The 16,633-nt window shown below is 59.2% G+C and carries 16 protein-coding genes; 9 read left to right on the forward strand and 7 right to left on the reverse strand.

Translation table 11 applies throughout. The features are described 5' to 3' along the window. The first annotated feature begins 191 nt into the window (after window positions 1-191). The 9 genes from O8B93_RS14070 (at window position 192) to O8B93_RS14110 (ending at window position 9,393) form a co-directional block, all read left to right on the forward strand. Window positions 192-1,361 (forward strand): LptF/LptG family permease, encoded by a 1,170-nt coding sequence (locus O8B93_RS14070; protein ID WP_269710568.1) that lies wholly within the window; start codon window positions 192-194, stop codon window positions 1,359-1,361. Then, a complete protein-coding gene (lptG, locus tag O8B93_RS14075; protein ID WP_269710569.1) occupies window positions 1,358-2,446 on the forward strand; it encodes an LPS export ABC transporter permease LptG in 1,089 nt (362 codons plus the stop codon). The genes O8B93_RS14070 and lptG overlap by 4 nt, the downstream gene beginning before the upstream one ends. Next, window positions 2,446-4,827 carry an LPS-assembly protein LptD gene (locus O8B93_RS14080; RefSeq protein ID WP_269710570.1) on the forward strand — a complete coding sequence of 794 codons (2,382 nt, stop codon included), beginning with the start codon at window positions 2,446-2,448 and terminating at the stop codon, window positions 4,825-4,827. Before lptG ends, O8B93_RS14080 begins: the two co-directional genes overlap by 1 nt. Before the next feature lie 293 nt (window positions 4,828-5,120). After that, window positions 5,121-6,068, forward strand: a complete 948-nt coding sequence (locus O8B93_RS14085; protein ID WP_269710571.1) for a SurA N-terminal domain-containing protein — start codon at window positions 5,121-5,123, stop codon at window positions 6,066-6,068. Window positions 6,069-6,094: 26 nt separating this feature from the next. Continuing rightward, window positions 6,095-7,117, forward strand: coding sequence for a 4-hydroxythreonine-4-phosphate dehydrogenase PdxA (pdxA, locus tag O8B93_RS14090; RefSeq protein ID WP_269710572.1), 1,023 nt, complete (start codon window positions 6,095-6,097; stop codon window positions 7,115-7,117). Then, a complete protein-coding gene (gene rsmA, locus O8B93_RS14095) occupies window positions 7,117-7,947 on the forward strand; it encodes a 16S rRNA (adenine(1518)-N(6)/adenine(1519)-N(6))-dimethyltransferase RsmA (RefSeq protein WP_269710573.1) in 831 nt (276 codons plus the stop codon). The genes pdxA and rsmA overlap by 1 nt, the downstream gene beginning before the upstream one ends. An 85-nt stretch (window positions 7,948-8,032) precedes the next feature. Then, the gene (locus tag O8B93_RS14100) at window positions 8,033-8,287 is read left to right on the forward strand and encodes a type II toxin-antitoxin system Phd/YefM family antitoxin (RefSeq protein WP_269710574.1); all 255 of its coding nucleotides are present in this window, start codon (window positions 8,033-8,035) and stop codon (window positions 8,285-8,287) included. Then, window positions 8,280-8,726 (forward strand): type II toxin-antitoxin system VapC family toxin, encoded by a 447-nt coding sequence (locus O8B93_RS14105; protein WP_269710575.1) that lies wholly within the window; start codon window positions 8,280-8,282, stop codon window positions 8,724-8,726. Before O8B93_RS14100 ends, O8B93_RS14105 begins: the two co-directional genes overlap by 8 nt. Window positions 8,727-8,766: 40 nt before the next feature. After that, a complete protein-coding gene (locus O8B93_RS14110; RefSeq protein ID WP_269710576.1) occupies window positions 8,767-9,393 on the forward strand; it encodes an alpha/beta hydrolase in 627 nt (208 codons plus the stop codon). Window positions 9,394-9,425: 32 nt separating this feature from the next. Here O8B93_RS14110 and gmk read toward each other — a convergent pair whose 3' ends face one another. The 7 genes from gmk to fabD form a co-directional block, all read right to left on the reverse strand. Continuing rightward, complete coding sequence (gmk, locus tag O8B93_RS14115) at window positions 9,426-10,088, reverse strand: guanylate kinase (RefSeq protein WP_269710577.1); 663 nt, start codon at window positions 10,086-10,088, stop codon at window positions 9,426-9,428. A gap of 5 nt (window positions 10,089-10,093) precedes the next feature. Further along, entirely contained in the window at window positions 10,094-10,981 is an 888-nt protein-coding gene (locus tag O8B93_RS14120) for a YicC/YloC family endoribonuclease (RefSeq protein ID WP_269710578.1), read from the reverse strand. A 66-nt stretch (window positions 10,982-11,047) separates the two neighbouring features. Then, window positions 11,048-12,268, reverse strand: coding sequence for an endolytic transglycosylase MltG (gene mltG, locus O8B93_RS14125; protein ID WP_269710579.1), 1,221 nt, complete (start codon window positions 12,266-12,268; stop codon window positions 11,048-11,050). A gap of 362 nt (window positions 12,269-12,630) precedes the next feature. Next, window positions 12,631-13,893: a beta-ketoacyl-ACP synthase II gene (gene fabF / locus O8B93_RS14130; protein WP_269710580.1), complete on the reverse strand. Its 1,263-nt coding sequence runs from the start codon at window positions 13,891-13,893 to the stop codon at window positions 12,631-12,633. Window positions 13,894-14,145: 252 nt separating this feature from the next. Then, window positions 14,146-14,382, reverse strand: a complete 237-nt coding sequence (locus O8B93_RS14135) for an acyl carrier protein (protein ID WP_003502080.1) — start codon at window positions 14,380-14,382, stop codon at window positions 14,146-14,148. Between the two features lie 350 nt (window positions 14,383-14,732). Beyond that, window positions 14,733-15,470: a 3-oxoacyl-[acyl-carrier-protein] reductase gene (fabG, locus tag O8B93_RS14140; protein ID WP_006314577.1), complete on the reverse strand. Its 738-nt coding sequence runs from the start codon at window positions 15,468-15,470 to the stop codon at window positions 14,733-14,735. Between the two features lie 95 nt (window positions 15,471-15,565). After that, on the reverse strand, window positions 15,566-16,510 hold the full coding sequence (fabD, locus tag O8B93_RS14145; RefSeq protein ID WP_269710581.1) for an ACP S-malonyltransferase: 945 nt from the start codon (window positions 16,508-16,510) through the stop codon (window positions 15,566-15,568). Between the last annotated feature and the right edge of the window lie 123 nt (window positions 16,511-16,633).

Below are 16,633 nucleotides of genomic sequence, written 5' to 3' on the forward strand. Positions count from 1 at the left end.
GCATTTTTGTGGAAGATGAAATCACGTCATGAAACCGACAGCTTGTTCCACAAAAAGACACAGGCGGTGGAAAAATCATCGCGCAAAACATATTTGTGAGCATGCCGGAATAGCCAATTGCCAACGATGCGATTAGATAGGCGGAAATTCGGCGAGCGATCGCACGAAAAAACAATATCGAACAGGGCCGTATGAAGCTTCTCGAGAACTATATCCTGCGGCGGACAACGCAGATGTTTCTGGTCGCGCTGTTGCCGGTGCTGGCCATCATCTGGACCATCCAGGTTCTCCAGAGAATCAATCTCGTGACCGATACGGGTCAGTCGATGGGTTCCTTCATGGCGCTTGCGACGTTGATCCTGCCGACGCTTATCCCCGTCGTGCTGCCTTTCGCGCTTGTCATCGGCATCACCCAGATCTTCACGACGATGAACAATGATTCCGAGCTTGCCATCATCGATGCGGCCGGAGCGCCGCGTTCGGTGATGTATCGCCCGGTTCTCATTCTCGCCGCCATTCTCAGCCTGTTTTCCTTCACCATTACCAACTTCATCGAGCCGCCCGCCCGCAACTCCGCCCGGCAGATGGTGGCTGCCGCATATGCCGACCTGCTGTCTTCGGTCATCGAGGAAAAGACCTTTCGCACCATTCAGGACGGCCTTTACGTGCAGATCGCCCAGCGGCAGGGCCGTATCCTCAAGGGCCTGTTCGTGGCCGACCGCCGCGATCCGAATTTCGACCTCATCTATTATGCCAAGGAGGGCATGATCGATGAAAGCGGCACCTCGTTGACCATGCGCGACGGCGAAGTGCAGCAGAAGACGCCCGACGGCAAGGTATCGATCGTCAAGTTCCTGTCCTATGCCTTCGACCTTTCGACCATGTCGGAAAAGCAGGATTCGGAGCCGTCGCTTTCGCCAGGTGATGCGAGCCTCGGCTTCCTTCTCTCGCCGGACGAGAACAATGCGAGCTACAAGCGCTCGCCGGAAACCTTCCGCAGCGAGTTGCACAAGCGCCTGTCGGACTGGATGTTCGCCTTCTCCTTCGCGCTGATTTCGCTCGCCATCGCCGCCGATTCCCGGTCACACCGCGAAGCACGCCTGCATCCGATGGTCGCTGCCCTGGTGACGGCCTTCATGCTGCGCTGGCTCGGTTTTTACGTCACCAACCAGATCAAGCAGAGTTCTGCCTTCATTCCACTGGTCTATGCCGTGCCGGGTCTCAGCGGTGCTGCTGCTGCCTTCGTGCTGATGACCGGCCGCAAGCCGAAAATGCCGAAGGTGATCGCGGATGCGACGGGTCGCCTGCGTCGTCTGTTCTCCAGCCGGATGGTGAAAAACCCGGGGAGCGGTAACACATGATTTTCAACACGCTCGCCCGTTATTTCCTGAAGCGGTATCTGATCACCGCCGTCTGGTTCCTGCTCGGCGTATCGTCGATCATCTATCTCGCCGATTTCAGCGAGACGGCACGACGCATGTCCGGACTGCCCGGCTATTCCGTTCCGGCTGCGCTTGGCCTGACCGCGCTTCGCCTGCCGTTGATCCTGCAGCAGACCGTTCCCTTCATTGCGCTTTTCGTCGGCATGACGACGCTGATCTCACTCAACCGGCGTTACGAACTGGTGGTGACGCGTGCGGCCGGCATTTCCGCCTGGCAATTCATCCTTCCCTTCGTGCTCGGTGCGGTTTTCATCGGCATCCTGTCCGTCATGGTCCTCAACCCCATCGCCGCATGGGGCCAGAACAAATCACTGGCGATGGAGGCCGGCCTGCGCAACGAAGCAGGCGGTGGCCGCCAGCAGGAGATCATTCCGTGGATGCGCCAGTCAAGCGGCGGCAAGGATACGATCATCGGCGCCAAGAGCTTCGAAGACAACGGAACGATGCTTCTCGACGTGGTTCTCATCGACCTCGACAAGGACGGAAACATCGTCTCGCGGAAGGATGCGAAGTCGGCTAAGTTGGAAGATGGTTACTGGCTTCTTAACGGCGTTTCGGAAACGCGCGCCGGACATGTGCCAGTTCGGCAAGAGAGCATGCGGATCAGTACCAATCTGAGACGGGAATTCGTCCAGGAGCGCATGACGCAGACGGAAACCGTTGCTTTCTTTGACCTTTCTCACAAGATCGAAGTTGCAAAGTCCTTTGGACTATCTTCGAAGGCGCTTGAGACGCAGTATCATTTCCTGCTATCGACGCCCCTGCTTCTGGTCGCGATGACCTTGATCGCCGCGACCGTTTCATTAAAGTTCAGCCGCTTCGCCCAATCGCGCTCCGTGATTCTGGGTGGAATCGTTTCCGGCTTCGTGCTTTATGTAGTAACCGTGCTCGTAAGGGCATTCGGGAGTGGTGGCGTTGTCCCTCCCACCGTTGCGGTCTGGGTTCCAGTTATCGTGGCGTTGGCTTTGGGGGCAACCATTCTGCTTCATCAGGAGGACGGCTAGTGGCGGTATATGACCGCGGGAATATCAGGCGGCTTTGGACGGCCCTTCTGACAGGTGCCGCTGTGTGCGCGTATTTGGCATCCAGCCCGGTCGCTTTCGGCCAGGATGGACTGCTTGCGTCGGCAAGCCAAGACGATTCGAAACTCCTGCTTACAGCAAATGAACTGACCTATAACCGCGATTCCCAGCGCGTCATCGCGAAGGGTGTGGTTCGTATGAACTATTCGGGCTACCGCATGGTGGCCCAGCAAGTGGAATACAACCAGCAGACCGGTCGCGTGATTGCCCATGGCAACATCGAGCTGATCGAGCCGGGCGGCAACAAGATCTATGCCGACGAGATGGACGTCACCGACGATTTCGGTCAGGGCTTCGTCAATGCGTTGCGCGTCGAGACGACGGACAATACCCGTATCGCGGGCGAGAGCGCCGAACGTCTCGAAGGCGACCGGATGGTGCTCAACAACGGCGTCTACACCGCGTGTCTGCCCTGTGCCGAGCGGCCGGAAAAGGCGCCTCTGTGGCAGGTCAAGGCGGAACGTGTCATTCAGGACGGACAGACCCATACGATCCGTCTGGAAAAGGCCCGCCTACAGCTTTTCGGCCATTCGATTGCCTATGTGCCGTTCATGACGGTTCCGGACAATACAGTGAAGCGGAAATCCGGTTTCCTCTTCCCACAGATGAGCATGACCAACAAGCTTGGTTTTGGCCTCGGCGTTCCCTATTTCCAGGTCCTGTCCGATACATCGGATTTGACGGTCACACCGACCTACTACACGAAACAGGGCTTGCTTCTGCAGGCTGAGTTGCGCCAGCGTTTTGAGACGGGCATGCACACGCTGACGATTGCCGGCATCAGCCAGCAGTCGTCTGACACCTTCATCGCCGGAACAAGTGATGCGTTGAACGATCAGCGCGGCATGGTGGCAACCAAGGGTGATTTCAGCATCAACCCGCGCTGGGCCTTCGGCTGGGACGCCATGGTGCAGTCCGACAACAATTTCTCGCGTACCTACAACCTGAAGGGCTACAAGAACGACGTCCAGACCAACCAGATTTATCTGGCGGGCACTGGCGAACGTAACAGCTTCGATGCCCGCGGTTATTACTTCAACGTTCAGGACACGGACAATTCCGAGCTCAAGGAACGCAAGCAGGCGATCGTTCATCCGGTTGTGGACTATCGTTATTTCCTGCCGGATCCGATCTATGGCGGCGAACTCTCGCTGACCACGAACTTCACGAGCATCAGCCGTTCGACGCAGGATTCCTACGCGATGGGCGGTTTCCCGCGCTTCAATGGTCTGGAAGGGTCGTATACCCGCTGGACCACCGAAGCGGAATGGAAGCGCACCATCACGATGGATAGCGGCCTGCAGATCACGCCGATCCTCGCGGCGCGCGGCGACGCGTTGTGGACCGACATGACTGCGGCGAGCTTCACCTCCGGCGGGACGTCTTATGCCTATGAAGGCATGATCCATGACGATGCAGCTCTGCGTGGCATGGTCACCGGTGGCCTTGAAGTGCGTTATCCCTGGCTGTTCACGGCGCTCAACAGCAGCCATGTGATCGAGCCGATCGCGCAGATTTTCGTGCGGCCGAACGAGCAATATTCGGGACGTTTTCCGAACGAGGATGCGCAGGCCTTCGTATTCGACGCCACCAACCTGTTCGAGCGTGACAAGTTCTCCGGCTTCGACCGCATCGAAGGCGGCACGCGTGCCAATCTCGGCTTCCGTTATAATGGCACGTTCGACAATGGTTACGGTATTCGGGCGATTGCCGGTCAATCCTTCCATCTGGCAGGCGACAATTCCTTCGCCTCCTACGACCTCCTGAATGTGGGCGCCAATTCCGGCCTCGAATCCGATCGTTCGGATTATGTCGCCATGGCTGCCTTCGATGCACCGATCGGTCTCTCGCTGTCCTCGAGCCTGCGTCTCGACAAGGACAATTTCGAAATCAACCGGTCGGAAACGGGCATCAGCTATTCGGATCGCCGCATCAACGGCAAGCTCAGCTATACGCAGGTCAAGGCACAGCCGGAATACGGATATAACGAAAACCGCGATATCATCCAGGCTTCCGGCTCGCTGCGCATGGACGACAACTGGTCGCTGTTCGGCTCGATCAACTACGATCTGAACGGAAAATTTGCCGCGGAGCGTCGTATCGGCATTGCCTATCAGGACGAGTGCACGATCTTGACGGTCAGCTATTCCGACGAAGGCAATATCAATTCCAGCCGCCAGGCCGCCAATGACTGGTCGATCAATGCGCGCCTCGCCTTCCGCACGCTCGGCGACGTCAGCGTCGGTTCGGCCAATGAGGACTGGAACGACATGGATATCGGCTGGAAGCCAAACAATTACTGAGTTTGAAGGCAGGTCACGCAGCATCGTGACCTGCCTTTTTTCGTTTGGCCAGTAAAGTCACGGTTTCGCCGCAACAACACGCCAATGTCGACCGGGCATGAAACCTTGAAGGTTTTTCTTTCAACAAACCGACACATTGCCGTTTTGCGGATCGCAGTGATATATACGTGGCGAATTTGCGGTGCGGGTGCACAGGTGCAGGTCTGACATGACGGGATGCTGAGATTCCCGCTTCGGACGGAACAGAATGGCGGAAGAGGGCAAGGATCCTCTCCGACAAAAGGGAGAAACAGATGATGAATTTCGGAAAGTCGGCTTTGCGTGGCGCTGCTTTTGCCTTTGCGATTTTCGCCGTTCCCATGGCCATAGTGCCCTATGCCGGCCAGGCCTTCGCCGACAGCACCGTCAAGATCGTCGTCAACAAGACCCCCATTACCAATGACGATATCGCAAGACGTGTTGCCTTCCTCAAGCTGCAGCGCCAGTCCGGCAATCTCAACGAAAAAGCCCGCGAGCAGCTGGTCGACGAGGCGCTGAAGCGCGAAGAGATCGGCCGCGTGAAGATGTCGGTCAGTACCCAGGACGTCGATGCGGCCTTCGCGAGATTTGCCGGTAATAATAAAATGAAGCCCGAGCAGCTGACGAAAGTGCTCGCACAGGCGGGCGTCGGCGCCGACCATTTCAAGGCCTTCATCGCCGTTCAGATGAGCTGGCCGCGCCTCGTCAACGCCCGTTATGGCGCCCGCGGCAAGATGTCGAACCAGGATCTCGTCACCCGTCTGAAGGAACGCGGCGAAAAGCCCGTGACCACGGAATATTTCCTGCAGCAGGTTATCTTCGTCATCCCGGAGGCAAAGCGCAACGCCATTACCGGCAAGCGCAAGGCCGAGGCAGAAGCCTCGCGCAAGCGCTACCCCGGCTGCGACCAGGCCATGAGCTTCGCCGCAACCATGCGTGACGTGGCGATCAAGGACCTCGGACGCATTCTCGCGCCGGAGCTGCCCGAAGACTGGAAGGCGCTGGTGGAGAAGACCAAGGAAGGCGGCACCACGGGCACGCGTGTGACCGAGAAGGGCGTCGAATATCTGGCCATCTGCAAGCAGCGTCAGGTTTCCGATGATTACGCCGCGGAAATGGTCTTCAAATCCGAAGACCTGATGAAGGCCAAGGACGGCGAAAACCCGAACGAAAAGAAATACATGGATGAGCTGCGCAAGAAGGCGCAGATCGTCAACACCTGATATTGATCAAAGAGCCGGGCCCTTCCGTGACACATGCATCCCTGCCGCTTGCCCTGACCCAGGGAGACCCAGCCGGTATCGGCCCCGATATCGCTATTATCGCCTGGGCAAAGCGCCGGGAGAACGGTGTGCCGCCATTCATCTTCATCGGTGACCCCGATGTGGTGGCAAGCCGTGCGGCGCTGATTGGCGTGCCCGTCAACATCGAGACCTGCGATCCGGAAGACGCTGTCAGCCTGTTCGAGCGGGCTTTCCCCATTCTTCCCCTTCCTGTCGGTTTTGACGTGCAGGCGGGTCAGCCGCATGTCGGCGCGGCCCACGCCACGATCAAGGCCATCGAGATGGCCGTCTCTCTGACGGTCGAAGGCAAAGCTGCGGCTGTCGTCACCAATCCGATCGCAAAATCCGTGCTTTACGAGGCCGGTTTCGGCTTTCCCGGCCATACGGAATTCCTGGCCGATCTCGCCCTGCGCCAGACGGGCAAGCAGGTGACGCCGGTGATGATGATTGCCGGTCCCAAGGTTCGGGTCGTGCCGGTAACCATCCATATTCCGATAAAGGATGTGCCGGCTGCGCTTACGGAAGAGCTGATCGTCACGACATGCCGGATCATCGATACCGATCTGCGGGAAAAATTCGGCATAGTGGCGCCGCGTCTGGCCGTCGCCGGCCTTAACCCGCATGCGGGTGAAGATGGTGCGCTGGGCACGGAGGATCGCGATGTGGTTCATCCCGCGACCATGCGGTTGCGCAAGGACGGCATCGACGCCTTCGGTCCCCTGCCCGCCGACACCATGTTCCACGATGCCGCCCGCAAGCGTTATGACGTCGCGGTGTGCATGTATCACGATCAAGCACTCATTCCGGCCAAGGCGCTCGGCTTTGACGATTCGGTCAACGTCACGCTCGGATTGCCCTTCATCCGCACGTCACCCGACCATGGCACTGCCTTCGGCATTGCCGGCCAGGGCATTGCCAATGAGACGAGCCTGGTGGCGGCGCTGACGATGGCGGCGGAGATTTCCATCCGCAGCCGGGTTGGCACGTAATGGCCGCCATCGATGGACTGCCGCCGCTGCGCGATGTCATCCAGCGCCATGGGCTCGATGCGAAGAAATCGCTCGGGCAGAATTTCCTGTTCGACCTCAACCTGACCCAGAAGATCGCCCGCACCGCCGGGCCGCTCGATGGGGTGACGGTGATCGAGGTCGGCCCCGGTCCCGGCGGCCTCACCCGCGCCATTCTGTCGCTCGGCGCGAAAAAGGTCATCGCCGTCGAGCGCGACAGCCGCTGCCTGCCCGTTCTTGCGGAAATCGAAGCGCATTATCCCGGACGGCTCGAGATCATAGAGGGCGACGCCCTGAAGACGGATTTCGAAGCGCTGGTTCCCGCCGGCGAGCCTGTGCGCATCATCGCCAACCTGCCCTATAATGTCGGCACGCAATTGCTGGTCAACTGGCTGCTGCCGAAGGCATGGCCGCCCTTCTGGCTCTCCATGACGCTGATGTTCCAGAAGGAAGTGGGCCAGCGCATCGTGGCCGAAGAAGGCGACAATCACTACGGCCGCCTCGGCGTTCTTGCCGGCTGGCGCACCGTTTCCGAAATGGCCTTCGACGTTCCGCCCCAGGCCTTCAGCCCGCCGCCGAAGGTGACCTCGACGGTCGTGCACCTGCTGCCGAAGGACAAGCCATTGCCCTGCGACGTTGCGAAGCTTGAAAGGGTCACGGAAGCAGCCTTCGGCCAGCGCCGCAAGATGCTGCGCCAGAGCGTGAAAAGCCTTGGCGGGGAAACGCTGCTGGAACAAGCGGGTATCGATCCCACGCGCCGGGCGGAAACGCTCTCGGTGGAGGAATTCGTGACGTTGGCGAACTGCCTGTAAGGTCAGGCAGACGGTAACGGCGAAGGTTGCCTGCAACTCTGCGCTCTACTATTATGTCCATATATGGTCATTTTTGGAGGCAGACATGTCGAGCATGAGTGTTGCCGAAGCAAAAGCCGGTTTTGCCACACTGATCGATGAAGCAGCGAAGGGCGAGTTTGTGACGATCACACGTCACGGCAAACCGGCAGCGGTGCTCGTTTCCGTTGAGGCGGCAGAAGCAGCAAAAAAGGCGCTGAAGACACCGCCCGCCAATTTCGGTGATTTCCTGCTAACCTATCCGGGCGGCGTGGATTTGTCGCGCGATCCGTCGACCATGAGGGAAATCGATTTTGAGTAACGGCTTCCTGCTCGATACCAATATCATATCCCGTTTTGCTCCCGACAAGCCCATCCCATCCGAAGCGACCCGCACATGGTTCCATGTGCAGGGCGAGGCCGATACACTTTATCTGTCAACTATGACCGTTGCCGAAATCCAAAAGGGAATAGGATATCTTGTTCGCAAGGGCGCCATCGATCGCGCCAAACGTCTGAATGGCTGGTTGAGTTCTCTGACCGAAAACTTCGGGGATAGAATATTGCCAATGGATGTCGCGGTTGCCCGTGTAGCGGGCGCGATGGAGGATGTGGCAAACAGCAAAGGCCGCCATCCCGGCCTTGCTGACTTGATCATTGCCGCCACCGCTCAAGTCTATAATCTGACCGTAACAACCGAAAACCTGAAGCACTTCCTTCCGCTTGGCGTTTCTGCGGATTTGCCCGCGCCGCTCAGGTAGTAGCCCGCGCAAACCGCATAGTAATAATGGAGGCGGGCGAATGCCGGAATTCGCAGGATTTCACTTCAGGGTCGACACAACCTCGCCCGACGCCGATATGTCCGTCGTTTTATTGCATGGTTCTGGCCGAAAAGACGATGATCTCGTATCGTTCGGCTCGTCTGTTTTCCCAAACGCGTTCCTGTTCTCGCCAAGGGGGAGTCTGCCCTTCGAAAACGGCTTCGCCTTTTTCCGTCGGACACCAGACCGCCAGTTGGACTTCGACGATCTGGCAAGACGGGCGGAAAGCCTCTGCATATTTCTGGATTTCGTGGCCCGCGAAACCGGTCACACACCCGTTATTGCCGGGTATTCGAATGGCGCAATCATCGCAGCAGAGGCGATTTTGCAAAACCGGACGTTGTCCAAAGCCGCAATATTACTTCGCCCCCTTTCGCCCCGTCCAAATCGTGCTTTTCCCTCAATGGCGGGATATCCGGCGCTTCTGATTGCGACAGAGGACGATACCCGTCGCGATCCCTCAGACGCGCCATATTTGGCCGGGCAATTCGAAAAAGCCGACGCCGACGTTACATTAGAAGTATTCGCTGGCGGTCACGGCTGGGCTGAAGAAGACGCTGACATCCACACTTGCAAGACATGGCTGAGCAAATTGGATAGCCTCTAGCGAAGTCCAAGGTGTTACAGTACGCGAGACAGTTAAAGCTTCGGCTCTTCCTCGAGCAACGCCCTCACGAAGTCGAACATGCCGTGGCGGCGGTCACGGCGGACGCGTTCGGCCTTGACGATCGCTTCTATGCCCTCGAAGGCAGCCTGCAGGTCGTCGTTGAGGATGACATAATCATAGTCGCGCCAGTGTTCGATCTCTGCGCGGGAATTGAGGAGGCGGGTCTTGATGACCTCTTCGCTATCTTCAGCGCGGCGGTGCAGCCGTGACTGCAACTCGGTCATGGTCGGCGGCAGGATGAAGATCGAGACGACGTCGGCCTTCATCTTGTCCTGCAGCTGCTCGGCGCCCTGCCAGTCGATATCGAACAGCATGTCGCGGCCGGCGGCCATCGCCGCTTCGACCGGTTCGCGCGGCGTACCATAAAAATTGCCGTGGACTTCGGCCCATTCGAGCAGCTCGTCATTATCGCGCATGCGCTCGAAATCACGCTTGGAGATGAAGTGATAGTGGATGCCCTCGATCTCGCTCTGGCGGCGCGGACGTGTCGTGACGCTGACGGAAAGGCTGATATTCTTGTCTTTCTCAAGCAGATTGCGCGCAATCGTGGACTTGCCCGCGCCCGATGGCGAAGAAATCACCAGCATCAGCCCCCTGCGGGCAATCGTGACGGGAGAATTATTCACCGGGACCATGGGGTCTACTCCAGATTTTGAACCTGTTCGCGAAACTGGTCGATCACCACTTTCAACTCTATGCCCGCTGCGGTTACCGCACTGGCATTCGATTTGGAACAGATTGTATTCGACTCGCGGTTAAATTCCTGTGCAAGAAAATCGAGCTTGCGGCCGACAGGGCCGCCATTCTCCAACAGTTCGCGGGAAGCCTGAACATGGGCATGCAGCCGGTCGATCTCTTCACGCAGATCCGCCTTGGTGGCAATCAGCGCTGCCTCGGCATGCAGGCGGTCACGGTCGAGCCCGTGCATACCGTCACCGATGAGGGCGATCTGCTGGGCGAGCCGTGCCGCAATCTGCTCGGGCTGGCGGGATGGGTCATTCTCGATGATATCCACGAGCTGCTCGATGCGGTTGATGTGGCCGGAGAGGATGGCAAACAGCGACGCCCCTTCCCGCTCGCGCATGTCCTTCAGCCTCTCCACGGCAGCGGCAAAACCGGCAAGCACTTCACCATTGCGCGCCGCCTGCGCTTCGGCATCATCTTCCGCCTCACGAAAATCGACCAGCCCGCGTATCGTCAGCAACGTATCGAAGCTCAGCGGCTTGTCGTCCACGACATCAGCGAGCTCCTTCTTGAGCGCCAGAACGGCGGCCAGCGCGTCGCGGTTGATCACGGCCTCAAGCCGGTTTTCCGCAATCGCCAGCGTCAGGCCCGCCTGAATATTGCCGCGGGAAAGATGCTCGCTCGCGATTTCGCGCAGGCCGCTTTCCAGTGCTTCAAGACCGGTCGGCAGGCGCAGGCGCACATCGAGCCCCTTGCCGTTCACCGAACGCAACTCCCAGGCCCAGCGGTAACGGCCGGAGGTTCCTTCGCTGCGCGCAAAGCCGGTCATCGATTGCAATGTCATATCTGAAAGCCCCCCGGTCATGCCGCGCAAAACGGGCCCTGTGATGACAGGGCCCGGTTAAGATTATCAGTTATTGGCAGGTTTTTCCGCCTCGGCGCCGCCCGGTTGACCATCCACGATCACATCGGGATTGCCGCCGGAAGCAGCTTTTTCGGCCTCGATCTTGCGCCAGCGGCGGACGTTGGCGTTGTGCTCTTCAAGCGTCTTGGCGAAGACGTGGCCGCCAGTGCCATCGGCCACGAAGTAAATATCATCCGTGCGCCATGGATTGGCGACTGCCTCAAGCGCCGCCCGGCCCGGATTGGCGATGGGAGACGGCGGCAGGCCCTTGATGACATAGGTGTTGAACGGCGTCTGCTTCTGCAGGTCCGACTGATAGATCGGCCGGTCGGACGGTTTGCCGTCGCCGCCGAACAGACCGTAGATGATCGTCGGGTCGGATTGCAGGCGCATGCCCTTCTTCAGGCGGTTATAGAAGACGGAGGCGACGTGGGCGCGCTCGTCATCCTTGCCGGTTTCCTTCTCGACGATCGAGGCGAGCGTCACGAATTCTTCGACGGTCTTGATCGGCAGGTCGGGATCACGCCGCTCCCAGATCATGTCGATCAGCTTGTCCTGCGCCGCGCTCATCTGACTGATGATTTCTTCGCGTTTGGTGCCGCGGGTGAAGCGGTACGTATCAGGGCGCAGACTGCCCTCAGGTGGCAGCGTTGCGGGCAGTTCACCATCCAGCACCTCGTCTGCAGCAAGGCGTGCGAACATCTGCTTCACGGTCAGACCTTCCGGCAGCGACACGGAATAAAGGATCGATTTGCCGGATTCCAGGAGCAGCAGGATATCCTTCATCGATGCGCCGGCCTTGATCTCATATTCGCCGGTTTTCAGCGTCTGGTCCTTTTGCAGATAGCTGCCGGCCATCAGACGGAAAACGCGCGCGTTCGAGATGACGTCGTTGCGCTCGAGGTTATTGGCAATCTCGATGAGACCCGCGCCATTGCGGACGGTAAAATGTGTATTCGTTTCAAGCGGACCAGGCTCCTGGAACGCATTGATCATGTAATAGAAAGCGGCAATGGCGAGTACGCAGACCGCGACTGCGAGCGTCATCAGAAAGTTCAGGAAGATCACAAGCTGCCCGTGGGCCTTGCGCGAGCGCTTGGGTGGCGCCGGCACTTTTTCCGGCCGCAAGGCTTCCGTCGGGGATTTCGGAATGATCGGGCCGCGATTGCCTTCGCCCGCACCGTTCTGCCCGTATGGTCCCTGGCTGTTCTGATTCGTGTCGCTCACCGTCGGTCCTTTTCAGTTCGGCGTTGTCAGCGCTTTTTGCGCAGGTAATGCGGCAAAAACAGGTTCGGAATGCCGTCCCGCACCACATGGAGATATCGTGAAGCCCTGATATTGCGCTTCACGGCCATCGTTTAGGACAAAGCCCATGGAGAAAGCCGCCCGCAGCCGGAAATAACCCGACCCGGCAAACGTCTTCCATAAACGACTACAATATCGGCGCGAAAATCGGAATGGCTTTCGCAAGCCGTGATACGTTCTTCAAAGGAAAGAACATGCTTGTCGGCGTCCGGCAGGAGAACGCCGCAACCGCCATGGACGGCTTGCGGCGCGAATGCCATCGCGATGGCAAATCGCCGCCGCGATTATGCTTCGTAACGACGCAGCACGAGCGAGGCGTTGGTGCCGCCAAAACCGAAGGAGTTCGAGAGCGCCACATTGACCTGCCGCTTGCGCGCCTTGTGCGGCACGAGGTCGATCTTCGTCTCGACATCGGGATTGTCGAGATTGAGCGTCGGCGGAACAATGTTGTCGCGGATCGCAAGCGTCGCGAAAATTGCCTCGATAGCGCCGGCAGCGCCTAGAAGATGGCCGGTGGCCGACTTGGTGGAAGACATGGAAATCTTCGGAGCCGATTCGCCGACCAGACGTTCGACCGCGCCAAGCTCGATCGTGTCGGCCATGGTGGAGGTGCCGTGGGCGTTGATATAGTCGATATCGTCAGGCGTAAGGCCCGCACGCTTCAGCGCCATGGACATGCAGCGGTAGGCACCGTCGCCGTCCTCGGACGGCGCCGTGATATGGAAGGCATCACCGGAAAGGCCGTAACCGACGACTTCGGCGTAAATCTTCGCGCCGCGCGCCTTGGCATGCTCGAGCTCTTCGAGAACGACGATGCCAGCGCCCTCGCCCATGACGAAACCGTCGCGGTCGCGGTCGTAGGGACGCGAAGCCTTCTGCGGGTCGTCATTGTGCTGGGTGGAAAGCGCCTTGCAGGCGGCAAAACCGGCAAGCGCGATGCGGCAGACCGGCGATTCGGCACCACCGGCAACCATGACCTCGGCATCGCCAAGCGCGATCAGCCGGGCGGCGTCGCCGATAGCGTGTGCGCCGGTCGAGCAGGCCGTTACCACGGAATGATTCGGACCGCGCAGCTTGTGGCGAATGGAAACCTGGCCGGATACGAGGTTGATCAGACGGCCGGGAATGAAAAATGGAGAAATGCGGCGTGGGCCCTTGTCGCGCAGCGTGTAACCCGCCTCGACGATGCCTTCCAGACCGCCGATGCCGGAGCCAATCAGAACGCCGGTGGCGATCTGGTCGTCGTCCGTTTCCGGATGCCAGTTTGCGTCGGCAAGCGCCATGTCGGCGGCAGCCATGCCGTAGAGGATGAAAGGATCGACCTTGCGCTGTTCCTTGGGCTCCATCCAGTCATCGGCATTGAAGGTGCCGTTGGAGCCGTCGCCGACGGGAATGCGGCAGGCGATCTTTGCGGGCAGGTCTTCGACCTCGAATTCAGTCACGAGACGGGCGCCGTTCTGGCCGGCCAAAAGCCGCTCCCAGGTCACTTCCGTTCCACATCCAAGAGGAGATACCATGCCGGTACCGGTGATAACGACACGCCTCATCGCCAATGCTCCGCCCTTATCCAAATCATCGGTCTTTTCTGCAACACCGGGCACCATGGTATGGTACTCACGGCAGGCTGCAGTATGTCTAAATCTTTGCATGAAGGTTGCAGGCCGCGTTGTTGCGGCCCGTGACCCTTGCGACAGCAGGAAAGCGCGCCCTTCGAAGCACCTACCGTCTGCCTATAAAACATTGGCCCGGACAAGCCGGGCCAAGACGGGAAGATATGTCACCTTCCCGATGAAGGTCGATCAGGCCTGGGCCTTCTCGATGAACTTGACGGCGTCGCCGACGGTCAGGATCGAGTCAGCTGCGTCGTCGGGAATCTCAACGCCGAATTCTTCTTCGAAAGCCATGACCAGTTCAACGGTGTCGAGCGAATCAGCGCCCAGATCGTCAATGAAGCTGGCGCCTTCGACAACCTTGTCGGCGTCAACGCCAAGATGATCAATTACAATTTTCTTTACGCGTTCTGCGATATCGCTCATGTCGGTTTCCTCGACCTTTATTTTGAAAGGGAATGCCTTTCGGCACCCTGCCCTGTTAGAAGCCCTCATGCGCCGTTCAAATCCGGCACCGCTGGCAAACCCGTTCAACCCGGTCCAAGCTAGACATCGTCACGCAAAATCGCAACGGCTTCCTGTCTCTCCGGGACGACTGTTCACAGTCTTGGCCCGCTTAACATGGTTTCAATCGGTCGAAAAGCCTGAAAACGCGCTAAGCACAGCGTATGACAGGCAATTTCCCCGAAAACCAGCAAGCGGGGCCTTGCGGCGCCAGCTACCCAAGAAGGTGCTTAAACAGCGCCGCAATCCTTTTATGACGGCCGCAAGTGCCGTCAGATCATCGCCATGCCACCGTTGACGTGCAGGGTCTGGCCGGTCATGTAGGCGGCTTCATTGGAAGCCAGATACAGAACGGCAGACGCAACCTCGGCGCCGGTGCCCATGCGCTTCATGGGAATGGCGCCCATGATGGCGTCTTTCTGCTTGTCGTTCAGCTTGCCGGTCATCGCGCTTTCAATGAAGCCCGGCGCCACGCAGTTGACGGTGACGTTGCGGGTGGCGATTTCCTGCGCCAGCGACTTCGAAAAACCGATCATGCCGGCCTTGGAGGCGCAATAGTTCGCCTGGCCGGGATTGCCCGTAACACCGACGATGGAGGTGATGTTGATGATGCGGCCAAAACGGCGGCGCATCATCGGATGCGTCAGCTCGCGCGTCAGGCGGAACATCGCCGTCAGGTTCACTTCGATGACGTTGTCCCAGTCCTCGTCGCTCATGCGCACGAAGAGGCCGTCCTTGGTGATGCCGGCATTGTTGACGAGAATATCGACGCCTTCCAGCTCGGCTTCGGCCTTTTCGCCGAGCGCCTTGACCTCGGCGCGGTCGGCGAGGTTGGCCGGGAAAATCTTGACGCGGTCGCCAAGTTCCGCCGCCAGCGCCTCAAGTTTTTCAACGCGGGTGCCGTGCAGGCCGACTGTTGCGCCCTGTTTGTGCAGAAGGCGGGCGATTTCTTCGCCGATGCCGCCGGTCGCGCCGGTTACGAGAGCCTTGCGGCCTGTCAGATCTAACATGGTCCGTTCCTTCTTAATGGCAAGTCCGCAGGAAGTTTTGCGGCTCTGCGTCGGGAATTGTCAAAAATAAAAGCCGTTGCGGGGCGAAGCCCGTCTCAGCCGATAAGAGTGGCAAGAAGCTGGTCGATATCGGCTGCACCGTTGACGGCAACGCCGTTCACCGTCTTGTCGATACGGCGGGCAAGGCCCGTCAGCACCTTGCCGGAGCCGATCTCGTAAAGCTGCGTGATATTGTTGGCGGCAAACCACTCAACCGTTTCGCGCCAGCGCACCTGACCCGTCACCTGCTCGACCAGCAGGGCGGCGATCTCGTCGGCATCGGAAACCGGCGCGGCGCGTACATTGGCGATGACGGGCACGACGGGCGCCTTCTTTTCGACATTGGCCAGCGCCTCGCGCATCGCTTCCGCAGCCGGCGCCATCAGCGCCGAGTGGAAAGGCGCGGAAACCGGCAGCATGATGGCGCGCTTGGCACCTTTTTCGGAAGCGATCGCGGCGGCTTTCTCGACAGCGGCCTTGGAGCCGGAGATGACCAGCTGGCCGCCGCCATTATCATTGGCGATCTGGCAGACGCCGAGAATGCCGGCCTCCTCGCAGATTGCCGAAACCGCATCATGCTCCAGCCCGATGATCGCTGCCATGGCGCCTTCGCCGACCGGCACGGCGGCCTGCATGGCGTTGCCGCGGGTGCGCAGAAGCCGCGCGGTATCGGCAATCGAAAAGGTCCCGGCAGCACAGAGCGCCGAATATTCGCCAAGCGAATGGCCAGCCACATAAGACACCGTATCGGACAGCTTCAGGCCACGCGCTTCCAGAACGCGCATCACTGCCATAGAGACGGCCATGAGGGCCGGCTGGGCGTTAGCGGTCAGCGTCAGCGTTTCTTCCGGACCGTTCCACATGATGTCGGAAAGCTTCTGGTCGAGCGCCTCATCGACTTCCTGAAACACGGCGCGCGCTTCCGGATAGGTGTCCGCCAGCTCCTTGCCCATGCCGACGGCCTGGCTTCCCTGACCGGGAAATGTGAATGCAATACCCATGGGATGTCGTCCTTCTTTTCTGGCCTTGCCTTTATTCTTTCGGACTTCCATTCACATTCCGGCTAGCGAAGTCAAGGCTTGAAGCCCTATGGCAGGCGTTTGTCAGGGGTTTTGCCAACCTGT

The sequence above is a fragment of the Martinezella rhizogenes genome (assembly GCF_027460065.1).
Taxonomy (GTDB): domain Bacteria; phylum Pseudomonadota; class Alphaproteobacteria; order Rhizobiales; family Rhizobiaceae; genus Agrobacterium; species Agrobacterium rhizogenes_C.

What these genes read in the sequence shown, in the direction of transcription:
- O8B93_RS14070 (WP_269710568.1), top strand. Translation starts at nt 192, where the DNA reads ATGAAGCTTCTCGAGAACTATATCCTGCGGCGGACAACGCAGATGTTT.
- lptG (WP_269710569.1), top strand. Translation starts at nt 1,358, where the DNA reads ATGATTTTCAACACGCTCGCCCGTTATTTCCTGAAGCGGTATCTGATC.
- O8B93_RS14085 (WP_269710571.1), top strand. Translation starts at nt 5,121, where the DNA reads ATGATGAATTTCGGAAAGTCGGCTTTGCGTGGCGCTGCTTTTGCCTTT.
- rsmA (WP_269710573.1), top strand. Translation starts at nt 7,117, where the DNA reads ATGGCCGCCATCGATGGACTGCCGCCGCTGCGCGATGTCATCCAGCGC.
- O8B93_RS14100 (WP_269710574.1), top strand. Translation starts at nt 8,033, where the DNA reads ATGTCGAGCATGAGTGTTGCCGAAGCAAAAGCCGGTTTTGCCACACTG.
- O8B93_RS14110 (WP_269710576.1), top strand. Translation starts at nt 8,767, where the DNA reads ATGCCGGAATTCGCAGGATTTCACTTCAGGGTCGACACAACCTCGCCC.
- gmk (WP_269710577.1), bottom strand. Translation starts at nt 10,088, where the DNA reads ATGGTCCCGGTGAATAATTCTCCCGTCACGATTGCCCGCAGGGGGCTG.
- O8B93_RS14120 (WP_269710578.1), bottom strand. Translation starts at nt 10,981, where the DNA reads ATGACATTGCAATCGATGACCGGCTTTGCGCGCAGCGAAGGAACCTCC.
- fabF (WP_269710580.1), bottom strand. Translation starts at nt 13,893, where the DNA reads ATGAGGCGTGTCGTTATCACCGGTACCGGCATGGTATCTCCTCTTGGA.
- O8B93_RS14135 (WP_003502080.1), bottom strand. Translation starts at nt 14,382, where the DNA reads ATGAGCGATATCGCAGAACGCGTAAAGAAAATTGTAATTGATCATCTT.
- fabG (WP_006314577.1), bottom strand. Translation starts at nt 15,470, where the DNA reads ATGTTAGATCTGACAGGCCGCAAGGCTCTCGTAACCGGCGCGACCGGC.
- fabD (WP_269710581.1), bottom strand. Translation starts at nt 16,510, where the DNA reads ATGGGTATTGCATTCACATTTCCCGGTCAGGGAAGCCAGGCCGTCGGC.